We start from the raw sequence: 16,388 nt of genomic DNA, 5'->3' as shown, positions 1-16,388 counted from the left end.
GGCATGGAAGCATTGAAGCTGGAGAATGTAGTGAAGCAGTTTGGGGAGAAAACCGCAGTGAACAAGATTAATCTCAGTGTGGGGCAAGGGGAGATCTACGGTCTGCTCGGCGCGAATGGCGCCGGGAAGACGACAACCATGCGGATGGTGCTGGGGCTGATTTATCCGGATGGAGGTAATATCCTGTATAATGGCAAAGCCTTCAGCAGCGAGCTGCAGCAGATCACGGGTTATCTGCCGGAAGAACGGGGACTCTACCCGAAGGTGAAGGTCAGTGATCAGATCATTTATCTCGCCCGGCTGCGCGGGATGTCGGCAAGTGAGGCGGACAAGAGCCTGCGCTACTGGCTGGACCGGTTCGATGTCCCGGATTATTACAACAAGCGGATTGAAGAACTGTCTAAAGGTAATCAGCAGAAAATGGGCTTTATAGCAGCGGTTGTACATAAGCCGCAGATTCTTATCCTCGACGAAGCATTCAGCGGTCTGGACCCGGTTAACGTGGAGCTGCTGAAGGATACGGTCAAGGAGATGCGCGATCAAGGTACGAGTATCCTGTTCTCCACTCACCGGATGGAGCATGTTGAGGAATTATGCCGTCATATCACGATTATGGATCGTTCCAATACGGTGGTGCAGGGGGATATCCGTGAAATCAAGAAGGGTTATCCGCGAGAAGAAGTGCTGCTGCGTACCGCAGGCGAGGTTACGGGGTTAAATTCTATCGCTGGGGTAACCGGTGTAGAGCGTCAGGAGCGGGGTTATCTGCTGTCGATCAATGATGTGGGAGCGGCGCAGCGAATCCTTCAGCTCGCGATTGCACAAGGCGAAGTGGAACATTTTGAAATCAAGGAACCGACGTTAAACCAAATCTTTATCAGAGCGGTGGGTGAATCTCATGAATAAAATGGGGACCATTATCGGCTTCACTTTTAAAAACAAAGTTAAAACGAAATCTTTTATGGTGATTACACTGATCCTGGTGGTGTTGCTTAGCATCGGGATGAATATCCCTTATATGATTAAAATGTTCCAGGGGGATGACGGAGGCGAAAATGCCGGTGTGCATCTCGCGGTGGTGGCCCAAAGCGGCAACCAGGCCTCAGAGCTGCTGAAGAGTTATGTATCACGTGTGCAGCCTGCAAGTGAAATCACAGTGGATCAGTATACTTCGGCCGATGATTCCAAGCTGCAGCAGGACATCAAGGACGGCAAAGTGGATGGATATGTTGAGTTCGGAACGGATAGCGATCCCGGACTATCTTCCGTAACCTTCTATAGTCAAGATGGGAAGTTGGAAGGTGAGGTTCAATCGTTCCTGCAAATTGCGTTACAGCAGGTTAACGCGCAGCTGATTGCCGGTAATAAGTTGACGCCGGAACAGATTAGCGCGATGAATACACCTGTTATGATTGATACGAAACAGATTAGCACAGATGGTACAGGCGGGGCCGAGGAAGAGAAGGATACTCCAATCATTAATTATGTGATTGTTTATGTACTCCTGATGTTATTCTTCATGTCTATCATGATGACAGGTAATATGATTGCCGCAGAAGTCACTTCGGAAAAAAGCTCGCGAATTATGGAAATTCTCATTACCAGCGCATCGCCGCTGGCGCAGATGTTCGGTAAGGTGCTCGGGATTTTCATGGTGGGACTATTGCAGATCGTTATTATTGCTGCAACGGTGGCTGCCAATCTGACTCTGCCGCATAATGCGTCTATTCTTACGGATAACGACCTGGATCTTGGACAGATGAATGTGAGTCTACTGACTCTCGGCCTTGTTCTTTATATCCTAGGTTACTTCCTGTACGCCTTGATGTACGCTGCTGTCGGCTCCATTGTCAGCCGTACTGAGGATCTGGGGCAGGCCGTGATGCCAATCATGATGCTGGCATTCGCAGCATTCTACATTCCGCTGTTCAGCATTTCTAGCCCGGATACGCTACTGGTGAAGATCGCAAGCTACGTTCCGTTTACCGCGCCGCTGACCCTGTTGCTGCGTATAGGGGTAGGTGAAATTGCGCCTTGGGAGATTATTATGTCTCTTGTGATTCTGCTGGTGACGATTCTCGGTATGGGCTGGCTTGCTGCCAAGATCTACCGTACAGGCGTACTGATGTACGGCAAACGCCCGACGATCAAGGAGATCCGCAAAGCGATGAAGGCGTACAAGATTTAAGACCGCATCTTCAAAACCCATAATAAGGAGCGGGAATAATGAGTAAAAAACAACAGCAAAGTTTAGCAATACTGTTTGCAGTCTCTTTTCTTTCGTTAACAGTGAGTCGGATTATGCAGTCTAACGGGAGCAATCTGATGGATTTCGTGCAAGGGGTTCTAACGGGTATGGGCATTGTCGGTATGGTGCTGACCATTATAGTCTTTGGCAGATATAATAAGCGCAGTCAATAAGAATGGATCTTGTGGCAGGGTTTAGTACTGTTGAATAAATGGCTTATCCGCAGGCTGTCGAGATTTTCTCGACAGCCTGAGTTTCGTTTTGGGACTGTGAGCTGACAGGTCGATCGGAGATGTGTACTTTAGAGTTCTTTATACAAAAGGGGGGGGCTTGACAGGGGCGTGTTATACTTATTTTAGAATACGGTTCCAGAGTTCAATATGATCGTAAGTTTGGCTTCGTGACACGGTTATATTGACTCGAATCGCTGGATTTCTGTTGCAGATTCAATATTGTTTAGAGGAGGATTTACTTTGTTTCACTATCAGGATCAAACCTATGATGCGGTGGACTTCAGCGGCCGCGAATTAAGCCATGGGGAGCTATCCCGTTGCATCTTCATCAAATGCAGCTTCGCCAATGCTTCCATGGAGGAAATAATGACAAGCAACTGCCGGTTCATCGAGTGTGACTTTCGGGGCGCGCTGCTGAACGGTTCAATACATACAGAGACGGCTTTTGAGAATTGTGATTTTAACGTTGCGAATCTCTTTGTATCTAAATTTACCGACTGTAAAATGACCGGATCGGACTTCGCCGCCGCCCAGCTGGACGGGATTACAATCATCAAAGGGGACTGGTCCTATACCAATCTGCGGCATGCCCGGCTGAACCGGCAGGATTTGCGCGAGGTTAAATTTTGTGAGGCGGATTTGAGTGATGCAGTACTGGAGAAAGCTGATCTCAGGGGTAGTGACCTAAAGCGGGTGATTCTCAGCAGAGTGAAGCTCACTGGAGCAGATCTTCGCGGAGCTAATCTGGAGGGAGTCGATTTGAAGTCGCTGGATGTCAAAGGAGTGCGAATGGACCGTGAACAGGCGGTGCTGTTCCTGCGGTCCTTTGGTGCGAAAATTGACTGAATAGGGGATAAAGTTGAACTAATTCATCTGCAGAGGGCGGGGCTCCAATAATTATGTTTTATTCCAATAATGTTGAACCCTAATGCGCTTTCAGGTAAAATCATTGTAATTATCGACGGAAGATGGAGGACACCTACTACTATGCTGGAGTTAAGTTTTGATGATTCGGATAAGCTGGTCACGGTTGCTCATGCTTTATCCACCCGTGCACGTGTAGATATGCTCCGGCTGCTCAGCACGAAGAATATGAATGTCGTGGAACTGGCGGAAACGCTCAAGCTTCCGGTATCCACGGTTGCCAATAATGTGAAGGTACTTGAAGCGGCCCGGTTAATCAATACCACACTGCTTCCGGCTTCGCGCGGCGCGATGAAGGTATGCAGCCGTAATTATGATGACGTCCGCATAACCTTCAATGTGGAGAAGACTATTCCAAGACGTACGCTGAGTACTTACGAGATGGAGATGCCGATTGGTCATTACAGTGATTGCGAGGTACACCCTACCTGCGGGATGGCGAATAGCGACGGCATGATCGTTCGGGAAGATGAACCCTCAAGTTTTTATCATCCCAAGCATATCGGAGCGCAGATTATCTGGCTGCGGAAAGGATATCTCGAATATTTGCTCCCGCTTGAAATACCGCCGGATGCCCGCATCGATGCCTTGGAATTGTCTATGGAAATGTGCTCCGAGGCGCCGAATTACGATAATAACTGGCCTTCGGATATTACGGTATGGGTCAACGACGTGGAGATTGGCACCTGGACGAGTCCCGGCGATTTCGGTGACCGTCGGGGAAGGCTGAATCCATCCTGGTGGGGGGATTCGTTGACTCAATACGGCTTGCTGAAGACCTGGCGGATGGATGGTCAGGGGACCACACTGGATATGGAGAAGATCTCAGGGGTTACCGTCGGTGACTTAAAGCTCTCACTCCGGCCCAATATCCGGCTGAGGATTGGAGTAAAGTCCGATGCGGTCCACCAGGGAGGAGTCAATCTGTTTGGCAGGCAATTCGGGGATTATGAGCAGGATATTATAGTTAAAGTACATTATGCAGCAGATTCAAATGAATCGGAGGGCCTTTAATTACAACTTCATTGTAATTAAAGGCTTTTTTTATACCTTAAAAACCCAAAAAGAGAGATGTAACCGTTGACAAGGCAATGAGGAGGGACTAACATAGGCTTAATAATACATTAATCATGTAATAAAACAATTATTCGAAATAAAACACAGCAAAGGATAGGTGAAAACTGTGAGTTTATCAAGCTACAGACAAGAGTATCCAAGACCTCAATTCGTCCGCGAAGCGTGGCAGAATTTGAACGGGGAGTGGGATTTCCGTTTTGATGATGATAATGTCGGTGAACGGGGGCAGTGGTTCAAGTCACTGGAAGGGGATTTGAAGATTCAGGTTCCGTTTGTGTATGAGACGAAAGCGGGCGGCATTGAAGAAACGTCCTTTCATCCGTATATCTGGTACCAGCGTACGTTCAACGTTCCGAAGGAGCAGCAGAACAAGCAGACTATTGTGCATTTCCAGGCGGTTGATTATGTGGCAAAGGTATGGGTGAATGGCCAATTTGTCGGCATGCATGAGGGCGGCTACGCGGCTTTCTCATTCGATATCACACCATTTATCCTGGCGGGTAGCGAAGCGGATAATGTAATTGTCGTTAAGGTAGAAGACAGCGACGACTGTACACAACCGAGGGGGAAACAGCGCTGGCGGAAGGATAATTTCGGCTGCTGGTATGTGCAGACTACGGGAATCTGGCAGACCGTCTGGCTGGAATACGTGAGCTCTCAGCACTTGGAATCGGTTAAGATTACTCCTGATTTCGATACAAATTCCGTCCGGTTCGATTACCGCGTACAGAAGGAAGCTGTCCTGGATGAGCTGGTGTTGACGACAAAGATCAAATTCCAAGGCCATCTGGTAAAAGAAACCAGCATCCGGGTGGACCGCGCAAATCTGTCGGCCAGCGTGGAACTGATCAGCGACTCGCTGGAATGGAGACTTGCGGCGTGGAGCCCTGAGCATCCCAATCTCTATGAGGTCGAGTTCGTTCTAAGCCATTCCGGTTCCACCTTGGATGTGGTCCAGTCGTATTTCGGGCTTCGCAAAGTGTCGATCCAGAAAGGCAAGGTACTTCTGAACAACGCTCCTATTTATCAGCGGCTGATTCTGGATCAGGGCTACTGGACAGAGAGTCATCTGACTCCGCCTTCTGAAGAGGCGATTATTGCGGATATCGATTATATCCTAGCTATGGGCTATAACGGTGTGCGGAAGCATCAGAAGATTGAAGATGCCCGGTTCTTGTACTGGTGTGACGTGAAAGGTGTGCTGGTGTGGTCCGAAATGGCCGCCACCTATGAATTTAATGATCAGGCTGTAGACCGCTTCACCCGGGAATGGCTGGAGATTGTACAGCAGCAGTATAACCATCCGAGCATTATCACCTGGGTTCCATTCAACGAGTCTTGGGGAATCGGCAATGTGTTCGTCGACCGGAAGCAGCAGCAGTTCACGGAGGCCATTTACCATCTGACCAAGTCTATAGATCCGTACAGACCGGTAATTGTCAATGACGGATGGGAGCATACGGTCTCGGATATTATCTCGCTGCATGATTACGAGGAATCCGGTGCACAATTCCTTAAACGCTACTCTGACAAGGATGCGATTACAAGCAACGAAATCTCGCATATGAACTGGAAGTATGCGATGGCCGAGGGTTATGAATACCGGGGCCAGCCGATCATCATCAGCGAGTTCGGGGGAATTGCCTTCAAGACGGAAGAAGGCTGGGGTTATGGCAATCAGGTCGACTCTGAAGAAGCATTCCTGGAACGGTTCAAAGGAATTACCCAGGCCATCAAGGACACCGATTATATCTGCGGGTATTGTTATACGCAGGTCTCCGATGTACAGCAAGAGGTGAATGGATTGTTGACAGAGGACCGTCAGCCTAAAATTCCTCTGGACCGGATTAAAGCCATCAACTTGGCGTAGTAGATTAGAGGATGGAACAACGGTCCGTTCGCGGAGCGTCCACACCAAGCGCACAAGTCTATCCAACACCAAAACAAGAGCTGTCCCAAGAGCCAATCACGGCTTATGGGATAGCTCTTTTTTATGGGCAAATCAGCGAAACTTGAATCGGGGCGAATAAGGGGCTAATGTATAGTAACAAGATAAATCTAGCCTAAGTAAGAGGAGAATCGATGATATGACGTATCTGATTATAGCTGTTGCCATTGTTGCACTCGTATATCTGGTGGTGCGTTTTAACCCTGCCTTTGGAGGAAAAAAATCCTCGGAGACTCTTAGAAGAATCCAAGAATCACCCAATTTCTCCAATGGTAAATTCAACAATCAAATCCCGACTTCGATGAGTACCAGTGTAAAAGAAACCATGAATGACGTCATGGCGATGATTAAGGGTAATCCGCTCGGCAGGCCAAGTGTAGGTATCACCCCGGAGCGACTGAATCCTGTATGGGTGAAGGAAAATAGCGCGGATCAGATTACATGGTTCGGACACTCGGCATTATTGCTGAAAGTAAACGGATTAACCTTGCTGCTGGATCCGATGTTTGGGAATTCTCCATCGCCTTTCCCGATTTTTGGCCCTAAGCGTTACAGTACCAAGCTGCCCATAGAGATTGATGAACTGCCGGCTATTGATGCTGTGATTTTGTCGCATGATCATTATGACCATCTGGATTACGGCTCTATTGTTAAACTAAAAGGGAAAGTCAAACAATTTATCGTCCCGCTGGGGGTCGCTGCCCATTTGGTGCGTTGGGGAATAGATCCGGAAATCATTCAGGAGCATGACTGGTGGGAGGAGTTCTCTTTTCAGAGCCTTACGATCTCAAGTGCGCCTGCAAGGCATTTTTCAGGACGGGGTTTAGGCGGCCGGGATACCTCGCTATGGTGCTCTTGGGTCATCCTGAGCGGTGAGACCCGGATTTTTTTCAGCGGAGACAGCGGGTATGGGCCTCATTTCAAGGAAATCGGCGATAAGTATGGACCTTTTGATGTCACCCTGATGGAGTGCGGTCAATATAACGAGCACTGGGCTGCAATCCACATGATGCCGGAGGAAACGGTGCAGGCCCATTTAGACGTACGGGGCAAGCTGATGATTCCCATTCACTGGGGAGCGTTCACACTATCCCTGCACAGCTGGATCGATCCGGTCGAACGGGCAGTTCAAGCGGCTGGTCGGCTGGGAGCAGCCATAGCAACGCCTCGGATTGGAGAGACGGTTGTTATTGGAGCGGCAGATTATCCAAGCGCCGCATGGTGGAAGTAATACTGTCCGGTTCGACTACCGGGCGGCCTACTCTAATCTGCGTAGACTAAAGTCCTGAAAGTCCAAATCTTTATGATGCCAGCCATTTGGCGTGAGGAGATGTTCCTGAGAGGGAGGGGGGAAGTGCCATGCAAATTGCAATTTGCCCCCTCTTGTTGGTAGGCGCTATTCTTTAGGTTAATCTGACAAGGATAATAATATTAAATATTCTCCTTCTACCGGAAGTCCTGAATGATTGTTGATTTGAAGCATATAGGTACCTGCTTCCAGGTTAATGGAGTTGATATTTTTTTTATCTGAATCATTGACTAATAATTGAGGCGAGGTCAATTGATTGCTAGAGAATAGACGTAACTCAGTTTCCATTCTACTGGAACTTGAATTTATATTTATAACCAATCGTTTATTTACTGTAACCTGGAAAACAAACCAATCCTCGTCATATTTTCTGTTGAAATTTCCGACAATAGCACAATCGGGTTGAATATCAATTTTTTTTGCTTTTGTTATTCTATCATTTTCTTCAAATTGATCATTATGCATAAAGAATTGTACTATGAACTCGTAATCAGCCGTACGGTGCTCATTCTTTAATTTACTCTCAATAGCGATTGAGTTTCTACCCTTTTCAACATTGAAGCATTGCGGCTTTAACTGATTTTTATATTTAACTTTATAGTCCACTTTGCTCTGACTATTATCTATAGATTTCGGTTTGATACATACTGTTCCATCATATGGAACTTCAAAGGAATACCAATCTTTATCCTGGGAGTCGGATAAATTTGCAGTTATAAGTTTCCCTATTGGAATGAAACTGGAATTTTGTTCTTTATTATTACCCTCATATGTATCAAAGAATGAAGGACTTGAAGGGATAAACAGACGGTCTGTTCTCAAGAATCCATACCCTGACGAGAAATCAAATCCTTTCTGATCCACGTCTTCTGTATTCTGTCTTAGGATTTCTCTTACTTTGTAAGGTTTCAGGGGTATAGTACTACTGCTTAGTACAGCAGCTGCAATCATTGCAACCTGGGGTGCGGCTATGGAGGTACCGCTGACCTCGGCTATTTGACCTCCTGTCTGAAAAGTCTGCAAAGTCCCCAACGATACAAAATCGATTTCATTACCCTTATTAGAATAATCCTCGACTTCTTTATTCCTTTTAATGCTCCCTACGGAAACTACAGTTGGATAGGCTGCCGGATATTCAATTTCATTACCTGAGTTGCCAGCTGCGGCTATAACAACTACTCCTTTTGCTTCTGATACTTCAAAAACCCTTCTCATTTCTTCACTGTCTTTTTGTTGACCCAGTGATAGTAAGATTATATCTGCATGATTCTCAATAGCGTATTTAACGCCGGCGCATATTTTGAGTTCGTCAGTGTATCCCCGTGTATCTACAATCTTCACAGGTAATATACTAATGTATTTCTTAAAGGGTTCCATAGATTTGAATAATGTGCTCTCCATTAAAGCCAATACACCAGCCACTTCTGTACCATGCCCTAATATATCCGTAACATCATCATTATTATCTACAAAGTTATACCCGGATAATGTAAGTTTCCTAAGAAAAGTGTTGTTTTTATCGATCCCGGAATCTAATACTGCAATCTTGATGTTGCGCTTAAAATACAAGTTATTACTGTTTGTTTTCGTTATTGGTATCCATTCTTTATCCTTCTCAAATAGCTTGCAAGTATTGAAGCTATTTAGGGATATACTCATGCTTAGCATTATGGAAATAATGCACATCATTAACTTCAATTTATGAAACCACCTTGATTTAATGTAGGGGATACACTTTTCGGAGAGTATTAATTGTTTCCTGGTGCTTTGCCCGGAGGAAGTGAGGGTAGACCGGTGCTAGCACTTAATAAACTTGAGAATTGATCATTCCCTCCCCAGGCGATTCTTTTCTCCTGATTTGTTCCGGGGTGTTCAAGCCTTAGGAAAAATGTAACATTTGTAAACTTGTCAGCATCAATCCGGTAGTTGATTTGAAGGAAATCTGCGGTATCCGTTTTTTTATCGAAGATATGTTCAAATCCGGATTGAGCTAAATAAAAATGCTGATCCACGACAGAAATTGAATGTATATGTCCATCTAGCTCCTTTAGATTTGTCATAATAAAATCGTTCGATCTGTCTAATGCAGCATCCTTACTTAAATAATTTAAATTTAAAAGCAGGGTTGTTAATTTGGTTGGATTCTCAGTAGTGATTAGGGAGTAAGCAATATAGAAACAGGATGCGGCAACCATAGCTGAGGTTACAATAACAGACTTTATTTTCATAGTCTTTGGGCTCCTATTAATGAGAGAAAGCCCTCTAAGAGGGCTTTCTCTCAAACGGTATTAGAACTGATATGAGATTGATTTCTTCAAATCTCTCGAACCAATTAAAGAGTTATAAACACCAAATCCATTTCTTGTGTATACAGGGAACTTAGCCTGGAAGCCCATGGTTCTTGTTTGAGAGGATGTTCTGTATTCCAACTTCTGTTTGATCGTAAAGTATTGGTTTGGAGTACCCATACGCCGATCTTCCAGATATGCTCCGAATGCCTTATTTGAATCACCGCTCGATGGGCTGATCGTAATTTCGTTACCATTTAGCGTACCGCCGCTACTATTAAGAAGTAGATCGGGTAATTCCCAAAGCACGTTGACCCAGTTCGGTTTTTTTCTTACTAATTGTTTAATCAGACCTTTCGGTGAGCCCAACACATCGGATGTTGCGCTTGCTGTAAGCTGAACTACACCTACCGTGTCACCCCAAGGGTTGGAGGATGTTCCGGACCCGTTAAAGGAGAAAGTTAGGAAAATTGGATTATCTGATTTTCCTAATGTTAAAGGAGCCCATGTAGGGTCGTCATAAGCATCATAATTTGAATCGGTGTATTCACTAACGATTTTAAGCGTGCCATAAAATTCGGTTGGAGCAGGATGATTAATGTAGTAGTCCCACTGAAGAACTTCATCGATGTACATTCCCGGCTGATTACCAGTGTATTCGTTTACATAATAGTAATCGGTGTCTTTATAACCGACTACTTGATAATACGAAAGGGAACTTGTAGTGGCTAGGCTCTTCATATCACTGGAAATAGGAGCGAACACGTTTCTGAACCAGTAGTCGGAGGAGTTAACCGCATTTGCATCAAGTTGTTCCTTTTCGGCGCCGGTTTTATCATTCGCACTAAAAAATTGACGTTTTTCAGGCTTAAGGATGTCACTTTTTAATTTGGTTTGCGCCTCGAAGTGCTTTACTTCATCAAGGAGCACATTCTTATTATTCTCACCAAGTTCACTTGCATCAATATCAAAGAATGAGATTTCACGAGTGTTCTTATGTTGCAGATAAATGGATATTATTGAACGCCCTTCCAAGCCTTTGGTGAAAGTAATGCCTTCCTCCACGTTCGCATCAATCGCTACATGAAGAACATCAAATTCTCCTGAAACAGTATCAATAATTACGACAGAGCGATTATCCTTTTTTATTCGGGTATTTGTTAATCTGCCTTCCAGTGTTAACGGAAGTTCTTTACCGTTATATGTAACTGATCCGGTAATAGAAATTTTGTGGTTGTTAAGCTTGAAGTCTGAAACATGAAGCTGGGATTTCGTTGTAGGCCCTCCGTATTCAGTTGCTGGCATATTTAGATAAGTCTCGCCAGTAAAGGAGAATAAATCTTTGTTGGTATCTGCAAAAGCACCCGTTGGAAATATTGCTGCAGTTAAAGCCGTAATTGTTGCTAGTTTCAGGAGTTTTTTCAGCATTTAATAGAAACTTCCCTTCCGTTTTATGATATTTATGGAAGTGGCCACTACCAATGCTACAATAATACATGAAGTGGATATTTTTGTATATGATGTAAAAATAATTACTTATTTGTTTGTGGGATCTGGAGAATGGTAAAAGATAGAGTGTGAAATGAGGAGATAAATATCGTTTTGATATTACTTTAAATTTTTTGGCATAACGCTCTAGTTGAGATACAATAGTCCTAAACGATGTTTAGAAGGGATTTATACATTAATGAACAAGAAATATCAGACACCTGCGCTGCTTGCCGTATCTTTTCTGCTGATTCTGCTCAGCACGCTGGTTCATTCGGAGAAATCAGTTGTCCTCGGCGCTGTACAGACCATCATGCTCGGCGCTGGGCTTACCGGTTGCTGCATAGCGGTCTGGAAGTTCATGAAGAGCAGCTCAGGCAAACGCTAAACCGCCTGGCAATGTAATGAAGGAGGCTCATACCGTTAAGGAGGAGCCCCGTCCGAACTGCTCATATTGAGGTGACGTAGATGGGATTATGCTGTGTTCATGCAGGCAGGCTTGGAGGAATCTTTCAGTCCGGCCATCTGCTCCCGCAGCCCTCTTAGCCGTGACTTCAGCTCGGGAACACTTATCTCAAGGATCAGACTGATTTCTGGCATAGGTAGCCGGAGACCGTACCATAGTGCTTTTATTGCCTGATCCTCTTGAAGCTTTCCTTCCCGGGAGGAGCCGGATATAAGATGGGATTTCTGTTCGGCACACAGGCGGATACAACTTTGGAATGCAGCAGTAAAAAATACAGTCTGATCGGTTATAGGCTTACGGCTGTTCAACTCGTAAAGTTCTTTGAAGGTTGCGATGGTTATATGCTCCGCTTGGGCCGTATGTTCAAGTAGCAGAGTGCTTAGGCTGTAGATCCTGCTCGAGAGCTGGCTCACGTAATCCTGAAATTTGCTCGAAACAGGACAGATGGCAGGCAGAGGGTCTTGCATGAAATTCACGATCCTTTCCGGATATCTTGATATGATATACAGACAGCACAAAAACCGCTGGACAGAGGAGGCCTCTGCCAGCGGTTTTGTTCATGTTCAGGCTGAAATACAACCTGACACCAATCGCCGGGCGGATCAAGGGTCTCTCTCCTTACGCTTACGAGGTTAGCTGTCGGATTCGGGCGGTGAGAGTCGCCCTACCTACTTAGAGACGATGGAAGTCTCTTTCGGATTCACCCCAGTCGGCCGGTGGCCGGATGGTTCCCCCGTTTCCCGCTAGGCGGGAATTCAGCGTGTGTGCTGCTGTGTTAATCTTCATACGAATAATACTCCTGAATACCCTTTTTTGTAAAAAGCGGAAAGAATGACTTTCAGACGCAGGAACACCAATTCAGGCGGCGGCCGGTATAAGGGAGAGTACGCTCGTTAATTTTTGCGTAATGTTAGCGTTTTCTCTCGTGTTTTGAATAAGCGTTGAAAAAACAAATGACCCATGCTAAGGTGAGGGAGATGTAAGTAAACGCATACATTTCATTTCGCAGGGTTAAGGAGTGTTCCATGGATATGAACAAAGTCGCTTGTGTTACCGGTGCCGATAGAGGCCTCGGCCTGTATCTTGTGCAGTGGCTGCTGGAGAACAAATACGCCGTATTTGCCGGACAGTACATGCCGGATGCTGAATTTTTGCAAAGACTTCAAGAGGAGTACCCCGGGCAGTTGACGCTGGTTCCGCTGGATATCGGCAGCAAGGATAGTGTTAGGCAGGCTGCGCGGATGATTGCCGCCGCGACCCGGCATGTAGACATAATTATTAATAATGCCGGAATTATCAAAAAGGTTGACGATGCCACCATGCTCGTTGACATGGACGATGAGGCTATGGCTGAGATTTACAATGTGAATACGCTGGGTTCACTTCGGGTGAGCAATGCGCTGATGGGGCTTTTGCTGCAGGGAGACAGTAAGCTGATCGTCAATATTTCTTCGGAAGCTGGCAGTATCTCCCGTAATAAACGGACCAATATGTATGGGTACTGTATGTCTAAGGCGGCTCTTAATATGCAATCCTCCCTGCTGCATAACCATCTTAAGGAGCTTGGCGGTCAGGTTATGGTATTCCATCCGGGGTGGATGCAGACCTATATGAGCGGCCAAAAAAATGAAGAAGCACACACACCGCCTGAAGAATCGGCGAACAAAATCATGGCCCTTGTGCAGGATTACCGGAAGTACGCCGGAGAAGAGCCTGCTTATATCGATATCGACGGAAATGCTTGGCCTTGGTAGGAATATACTGCGCTAGAGTCATATAAATGCTGGAAAGGTGTTGAAACCCATGAAATTAAAGGCGCTTGCCCTGGGGACCTACTCGGAGGTTAAGTATCACCATTTTGCCGGAGTGGATCGTGAACTGGAGACTATTTTTAATGGCGATCTGGAGCTAACCTGCTCAGAGGATTTGAATAGGCTGAAAGACGATTCGCTCGCTGAAAATAAGCTTGTTATATCCTACACCGATTTTACGGATCATCTCCTTACACAGGAGCAGGTAGCAGGATTACTCTCGTATGTAGCAGCTGGCGGCGGACTGCTGGTTATACATAACGGTATCTCGATGCAGCGGAATCAGGAGCTGGGAACGCTGCTCGGAGCATATTTCACCCATCATCCGGAATATACGGCCCTGTCCATTTCCATCAAGGAGCCGGAGCATCCGATCATGCAGGGGGTAGAGGATTTTGTCATCGATGAGGAGCCGTATTATTTTGAGAGTCAGCCGCGGTTCCAAACAACGGTCCTTGCGGAATACCCGCATGAAGGGGAAATGAGGCAAGCCGCATGGTGCCATGAGTTTGGATTGGGGCGTGTAGTTTATCTGATGCCGGGTCATCACTTGCCTTCGTTCTCAGCAGAACCGTTCCGCCGGATGATCCATAGAGGCGGGCTGTGGGCAGCCGGATTGCTGTAGTGATCCAGAGTAAGAAATAGGGCGGATCTGACTCTTTCGCATGAATAGGACAGCCAGAAACTTCTGGTTGTTCTATTTTTTTGTATGAAGGAATACTGGTGCCAGTGCATGAATTATCCAGCTTCGGTCAAAATAGGGTTACGGAGAAGAGGGGGCGTTAATTTTGTGGAACATGTTCAAAGAATTCATTCCCAGCTGGAGCGAGCTGCTTACGGCTTTCGTGATCTTCTGCGTACCTTTTTCAATAACGCTGTTAACCGCCTGGATCCGGACCAAAGAGGGACAGACAAGCGGAAGGGGAAGCAGGGCTGAAGGGGCAATAGGGGGAGGGGTTCCGCGTGGAGACAACGCTGGTGCACAGGGGCAACCTATCCATGCTTCCTCGCAGAAGTCCGGCAGCAGTAAGGAGACAAGTTCTGCCTCAGATCAGAGTAACAGCCCGCTCGTGTATACCGGAGACTTTGAGAACAATCTACTACTATTTAAAGAGCTTAGTGCGGATATGTCCGATGTCAACATGAGGGAACTGCGGATCGGAAGCCTGAATCTTAGAGCTGTGCTGATGTTTGTCGACGGACTTACAGACAAGATGGGAATAGACCAAAATGTGATTAGGCCTTTAATGAACGCGGTACGTCCTTTCGACAGCTTTGAGCATGTGCCTGAGGGGGAAGAATTAAAGGACATTATTGCCCATCAAATCGTTCTGTCCGCAGAAATAGAATGCACAGGAGATCCTCGGATGTCGCTGCAAAAGGTATTATTCGGCTCTGTTGTCTTGCTGGTGGAGGGAGTGCCTGAGGCAATCGTGCTGGGAACATCCAAGGGGAAAACAAGAGGGGTGGAGGAGCCGGTATCCGAAGCGCTTCTGCGCGGGCCACGAATCGGATTCAACGAGACATTAAGTGACAATACAGCAATGCTTAGAAGGCTGGGACAGCAAACGGAGCTTGCTATGATCTCTTTTACTGTCGGCAGAAGGGTTCAGAAGGAACTGGTGATGACCTATATCAGGGACATTGCCAGCGAAGAGCTTGTGGAAGAGATCAAACGCAGAATCCGGACGGTGGATATAGACGATGTTCTGGAGTCGGGATATCTGGAGCAACTGATCGAAGATAACTATCTCAGCTTCTTCCAGCAGGTTCAGAATACTGAACGTCCTGATCGAGTGATGGCAGCGCTGCTGGAAGGGCGTGTGGCTCTGCTCCTCGACGGCAGTCCCTTTGCGCTGATTGTACCGGTTACCTTCGGGATGTTGCTGCAATCTCCGGAGGATTATTATGACCGCTGGCTTGTCGGTTCGCTGATTCGCATACTTCGTTTTATGGCAGCGATCATTGCACTGTTTGCACCTGCCCTGTATATTTCATTCCTTTCTTTTCATCCCGGGATGATTCCTACCAAGCTGGCATTCTCGATTGTCGGAAGCCGCCAGGGCGTGCCCTTTCCATCGCTGGTAGAGGCGCTGATTCTGGAGGTAGCGATAGAAATACTGCGGGAGTCGGGCTTGCGCCTTCCGAAACCGATTGGTCCCGCGATGGGGATTGTTGGTGGCCTAATTATCGGTCAGGCTGCGGTTGAAGCGGGAATTGTCAGCCCGATTCTGGTCATCGTCGTTGCGGTTACGGCGATTTCTTCCTTCGCGATCCCTTCCTACAGTGCCGGGATCACGCTCCGCATGCTGCGGTTTATTGCGATGTTCTTCGCTGGGGTATTCGGACTATACGGAGTTGTGCTCTTCTTTCTTCTGCTAAGCAGCCATTTGCTGAAACTAAAGAGCTTCGGTGTGCCTTATCTGAGCCTGTCTGTGCCGTACCGGATGAGCGATTGGAAGGATTTCATCATCCGAATGCCTTATCAGCTCCTGAAAGGCCGGCCGACATTGTTAAAACCGAAAGACCCGATCAGGAAAGGGTGACCACGCAAACGGAAGGAGGTTAGGAGAATTGGGCTCAAAGGTGAAGGACC

The 16,388-nt window shown here is 46.6% G+C and carries 15 protein-coding genes and 1 riboswitch; of the genes, 11 read left to right on the top strand and 4 right to left on the bottom strand.

Annotation, left to right across the window (positions count from 1 at the left end):
* Positions 1 to 3: 3 nt before the first annotated feature.
* The 7 genes from ACAN55_RS02925 to ACAN55_RS02895 all read left to right on the top strand — a co-directional run bounded on the left by ACAN55_RS02925 (position 4) and on the right by ACAN55_RS02895 (position 7,661).
* Positions 4 to 906: an ABC transporter ATP-binding protein gene (locus ACAN55_RS02925; protein ID WP_379127869.1), complete on the top strand. Its 903-nt coding sequence runs from the start codon at positions 4 to 6 to the stop codon at positions 904 to 906.
* Positions 899 to 2,188 (top strand): ABC transporter permease, encoded by a 1,290-nt coding sequence (locus tag ACAN55_RS02920; RefSeq protein ID WP_379127866.1) that lies wholly within the window; start codon positions 899 to 901, stop codon positions 2,186 to 2,188. Before ACAN55_RS02925 ends, ACAN55_RS02920 begins: the two co-directional genes overlap by 8 nt.
* A gap of 38 nt (positions 2,189 to 2,226) precedes the next feature.
* Entirely contained in the window at positions 2,227 to 2,421 is a 195-nt protein-coding gene (locus ACAN55_RS02915) for a hypothetical protein (protein ID WP_379127863.1), read from the top strand.
* A 300-nt stretch (positions 2,422 to 2,721) separates the two neighbouring features.
* Entirely contained in the window at positions 2,722 to 3,327 is a 606-nt protein-coding gene (locus tag ACAN55_RS02910; RefSeq protein WP_379127861.1) for a pentapeptide repeat-containing protein, read from the top strand.
* 141 nt (positions 3,328 to 3,468) lie between these two features.
* The gene (locus ACAN55_RS02905) at positions 3,469 to 4,419 is read left to right on the top strand and encodes an ArsR/SmtB family transcription factor (RefSeq protein ID WP_379128684.1); all 951 of its coding nucleotides are present in this window, start codon (positions 3,469 to 3,471) and stop codon (positions 4,417 to 4,419) included.
* Between the two features lie 169 nt (positions 4,420 to 4,588).
* On the top strand, positions 4,589 to 6,352 hold the full coding sequence (locus tag ACAN55_RS02900; RefSeq protein ID WP_379127858.1) for a glycoside hydrolase family 2 protein: 1,764 nt from the start codon (positions 4,589 to 4,591) through the stop codon (positions 6,350 to 6,352).
* Positions 6,353 to 6,731: 379 nt separating this feature from the next.
* Positions 6,732 to 7,661 carry an MBL fold metallo-hydrolase gene (locus tag ACAN55_RS02895; RefSeq protein WP_379128681.1) on the top strand — a complete coding sequence of 310 codons (930 nt, stop codon included), beginning with the start codon at positions 6,732 to 6,734 and terminating at the stop codon, positions 7,659 to 7,661.
* 177 nt (positions 7,662 to 7,838) lie between these two features.
* Here ACAN55_RS02895 and ACAN55_RS02890 read toward each other — a convergent pair whose 3' ends face one another.
* The 3 genes from ACAN55_RS02890 to ACAN55_RS02880 all read right to left on the bottom strand — a co-directional run bounded on the left by ACAN55_RS02890 (position 7,839) and on the right by ACAN55_RS02880 (position 11,455).
* Complete coding sequence (locus tag ACAN55_RS02890) at positions 7,839 to 9,398, bottom strand: S8 family peptidase (RefSeq protein ID WP_379127855.1); 1,560 nt, start codon at positions 9,396 to 9,398, stop codon at positions 7,839 to 7,841.
* Positions 9,399 to 9,487: 89 nt separating this feature from the next.
* Positions 9,488 to 9,967 carry a hypothetical protein gene (locus tag ACAN55_RS02885; protein ID WP_379127852.1) on the bottom strand — a complete coding sequence of 160 codons (480 nt, stop codon included), beginning with the start codon at positions 9,965 to 9,967 and terminating at the stop codon, positions 9,488 to 9,490.
* Positions 9,968 to 10,027: 60 nt separating this feature from the next.
* Complete coding sequence (locus tag ACAN55_RS02880; RefSeq protein ID WP_379127849.1) at positions 10,028 to 11,455, bottom strand: hypothetical protein; 1,428 nt, start codon at positions 11,453 to 11,455, stop codon at positions 10,028 to 10,030.
* Positions 11,456 to 11,714: 259 nt separating this feature from the next.
* Between ACAN55_RS02880 and ACAN55_RS02875 the strand changes: the two genes are divergently transcribed.
* Positions 11,715 to 11,903 (top strand): hypothetical protein, encoded by a 189-nt coding sequence (locus ACAN55_RS02875; RefSeq protein ID WP_379127846.1) that lies wholly within the window; start codon positions 11,715 to 11,717, stop codon positions 11,901 to 11,903.
* Between the two features lie 86 nt (positions 11,904 to 11,989).
* On the opposite strand, the gene ACAN55_RS02870 is transcribed toward ACAN55_RS02875, so the two are convergent.
* Positions 11,990 to 12,457, bottom strand: coding sequence for a hypothetical protein (locus ACAN55_RS02870; protein ID WP_379127844.1), 468 nt, complete (start codon positions 12,455 to 12,457; stop codon positions 11,990 to 11,992).
* A 131-nt stretch (positions 12,458 to 12,588) separates the two neighbouring features.
* Positions 12,589 to 12,752: riboswitch (cyclic di-AMP (ydaO/yuaA leader) on the bottom strand.
* A 260-nt stretch (positions 12,753 to 13,012) separates the two neighbouring features.
* On the opposite strand from ACAN55_RS02870, the gene ACAN55_RS02865 reads away from it, so the two are divergent.
* The 3 genes from ACAN55_RS02865 to ACAN55_RS02855 all read left to right on the top strand — a co-directional run bounded on the left by ACAN55_RS02865 (position 13,013) and on the right by ACAN55_RS02855 (position 16,338).
* Positions 13,013 to 13,735: an SDR family NAD(P)-dependent oxidoreductase gene (locus ACAN55_RS02865; protein WP_379127842.1), complete on the top strand. Its 723-nt coding sequence runs from the start codon at positions 13,013 to 13,015 to the stop codon at positions 13,733 to 13,735.
* 49 nt (positions 13,736 to 13,784) lie between these two features.
* Positions 13,785 to 14,417 carry a ThuA domain-containing protein gene (locus ACAN55_RS02860; protein ID WP_379127839.1) on the top strand — a complete coding sequence of 211 codons (633 nt, stop codon included), beginning with the start codon at positions 13,785 to 13,787 and terminating at the stop codon, positions 14,415 to 14,417.
* A gap of 163 nt (positions 14,418 to 14,580) precedes the next feature.
* Positions 14,581 to 16,338 carry a spore germination protein gene (locus tag ACAN55_RS02855; protein WP_379127836.1) on the top strand — a complete coding sequence of 586 codons (1,758 nt, stop codon included), beginning with the start codon at positions 14,581 to 14,583 and terminating at the stop codon, positions 16,336 to 16,338.
* Positions 16,339 to 16,388 lie beyond the last annotated feature (50 nt).

This window comes from Paenibacillus oryziterrae (genome assembly GCF_042610485.1).
Lineage (GTDB): Bacteria > Bacillota > Bacilli > Paenibacillales > Paenibacillaceae > Paenibacillus_AQ.
Note: the sequence above shows the minus strand (reverse complement) of the source record. Positions and strands in the feature narration are given on the sequence as shown.

What these genes read in the sequence shown, in the direction of transcription:
- ACAN55_RS02890 (WP_379127855.1), bottom strand. Translation starts at nt 9,398, where the DNA reads ATGAGTATATCCCTAAATAGCTTCAATACTTGCAAGCTATTTGAGAAG.
- ACAN55_RS02880 (WP_379127849.1), bottom strand. Translation starts at nt 11,455, where the DNA reads ATGCTGAAAAAACTCCTGAAACTAGCAACAATTACGGCTTTAACTGCA.
- ACAN55_RS02915 (WP_379127863.1), top strand. Translation starts at nt 2,227, where the DNA reads ATGAGTAAAAAACAACAGCAAAGTTTAGCAATACTGTTTGCAGTCTCT.
- ACAN55_RS02905 (WP_379128684.1), top strand. Translation starts at nt 3,469, where the DNA reads ATGCTGGAGTTAAGTTTTGATGATTCGGATAAGCTGGTCACGGTTGCT.
- ACAN55_RS02920 (WP_379127866.1), top strand. Translation starts at nt 899, where the DNA reads ATGAATAAAATGGGGACCATTATCGGCTTCACTTTTAAAAACAAAGTT.
- ACAN55_RS02895 (WP_379128681.1), top strand. Translation starts at nt 6,732, where the DNA reads ATGAGTACCAGTGTAAAAGAAACCATGAATGACGTCATGGCGATGATT.
- ACAN55_RS02925 (WP_379127869.1), top strand. Translation starts at nt 4, where the DNA reads ATGGAAGCATTGAAGCTGGAGAATGTAGTGAAGCAGTTTGGGGAGAAA.
- ACAN55_RS02875 (WP_379127846.1), top strand. Translation starts at nt 11,715, where the DNA reads ATGAACAAGAAATATCAGACACCTGCGCTGCTTGCCGTATCTTTTCTG.
- ACAN55_RS02885 (WP_379127852.1), bottom strand. Translation starts at nt 9,967, where the DNA reads ATGAAAATAAAGTCTGTTATTGTAACCTCAGCTATGGTTGCCGCATCC.
- ACAN55_RS02860 (WP_379127839.1), top strand. Translation starts at nt 13,785, where the DNA reads ATGAAATTAAAGGCGCTTGCCCTGGGGACCTACTCGGAGGTTAAGTAT.
- ACAN55_RS02865 (WP_379127842.1), top strand. Translation starts at nt 13,013, where the DNA reads ATGAACAAAGTCGCTTGTGTTACCGGTGCCGATAGAGGCCTCGGCCTG.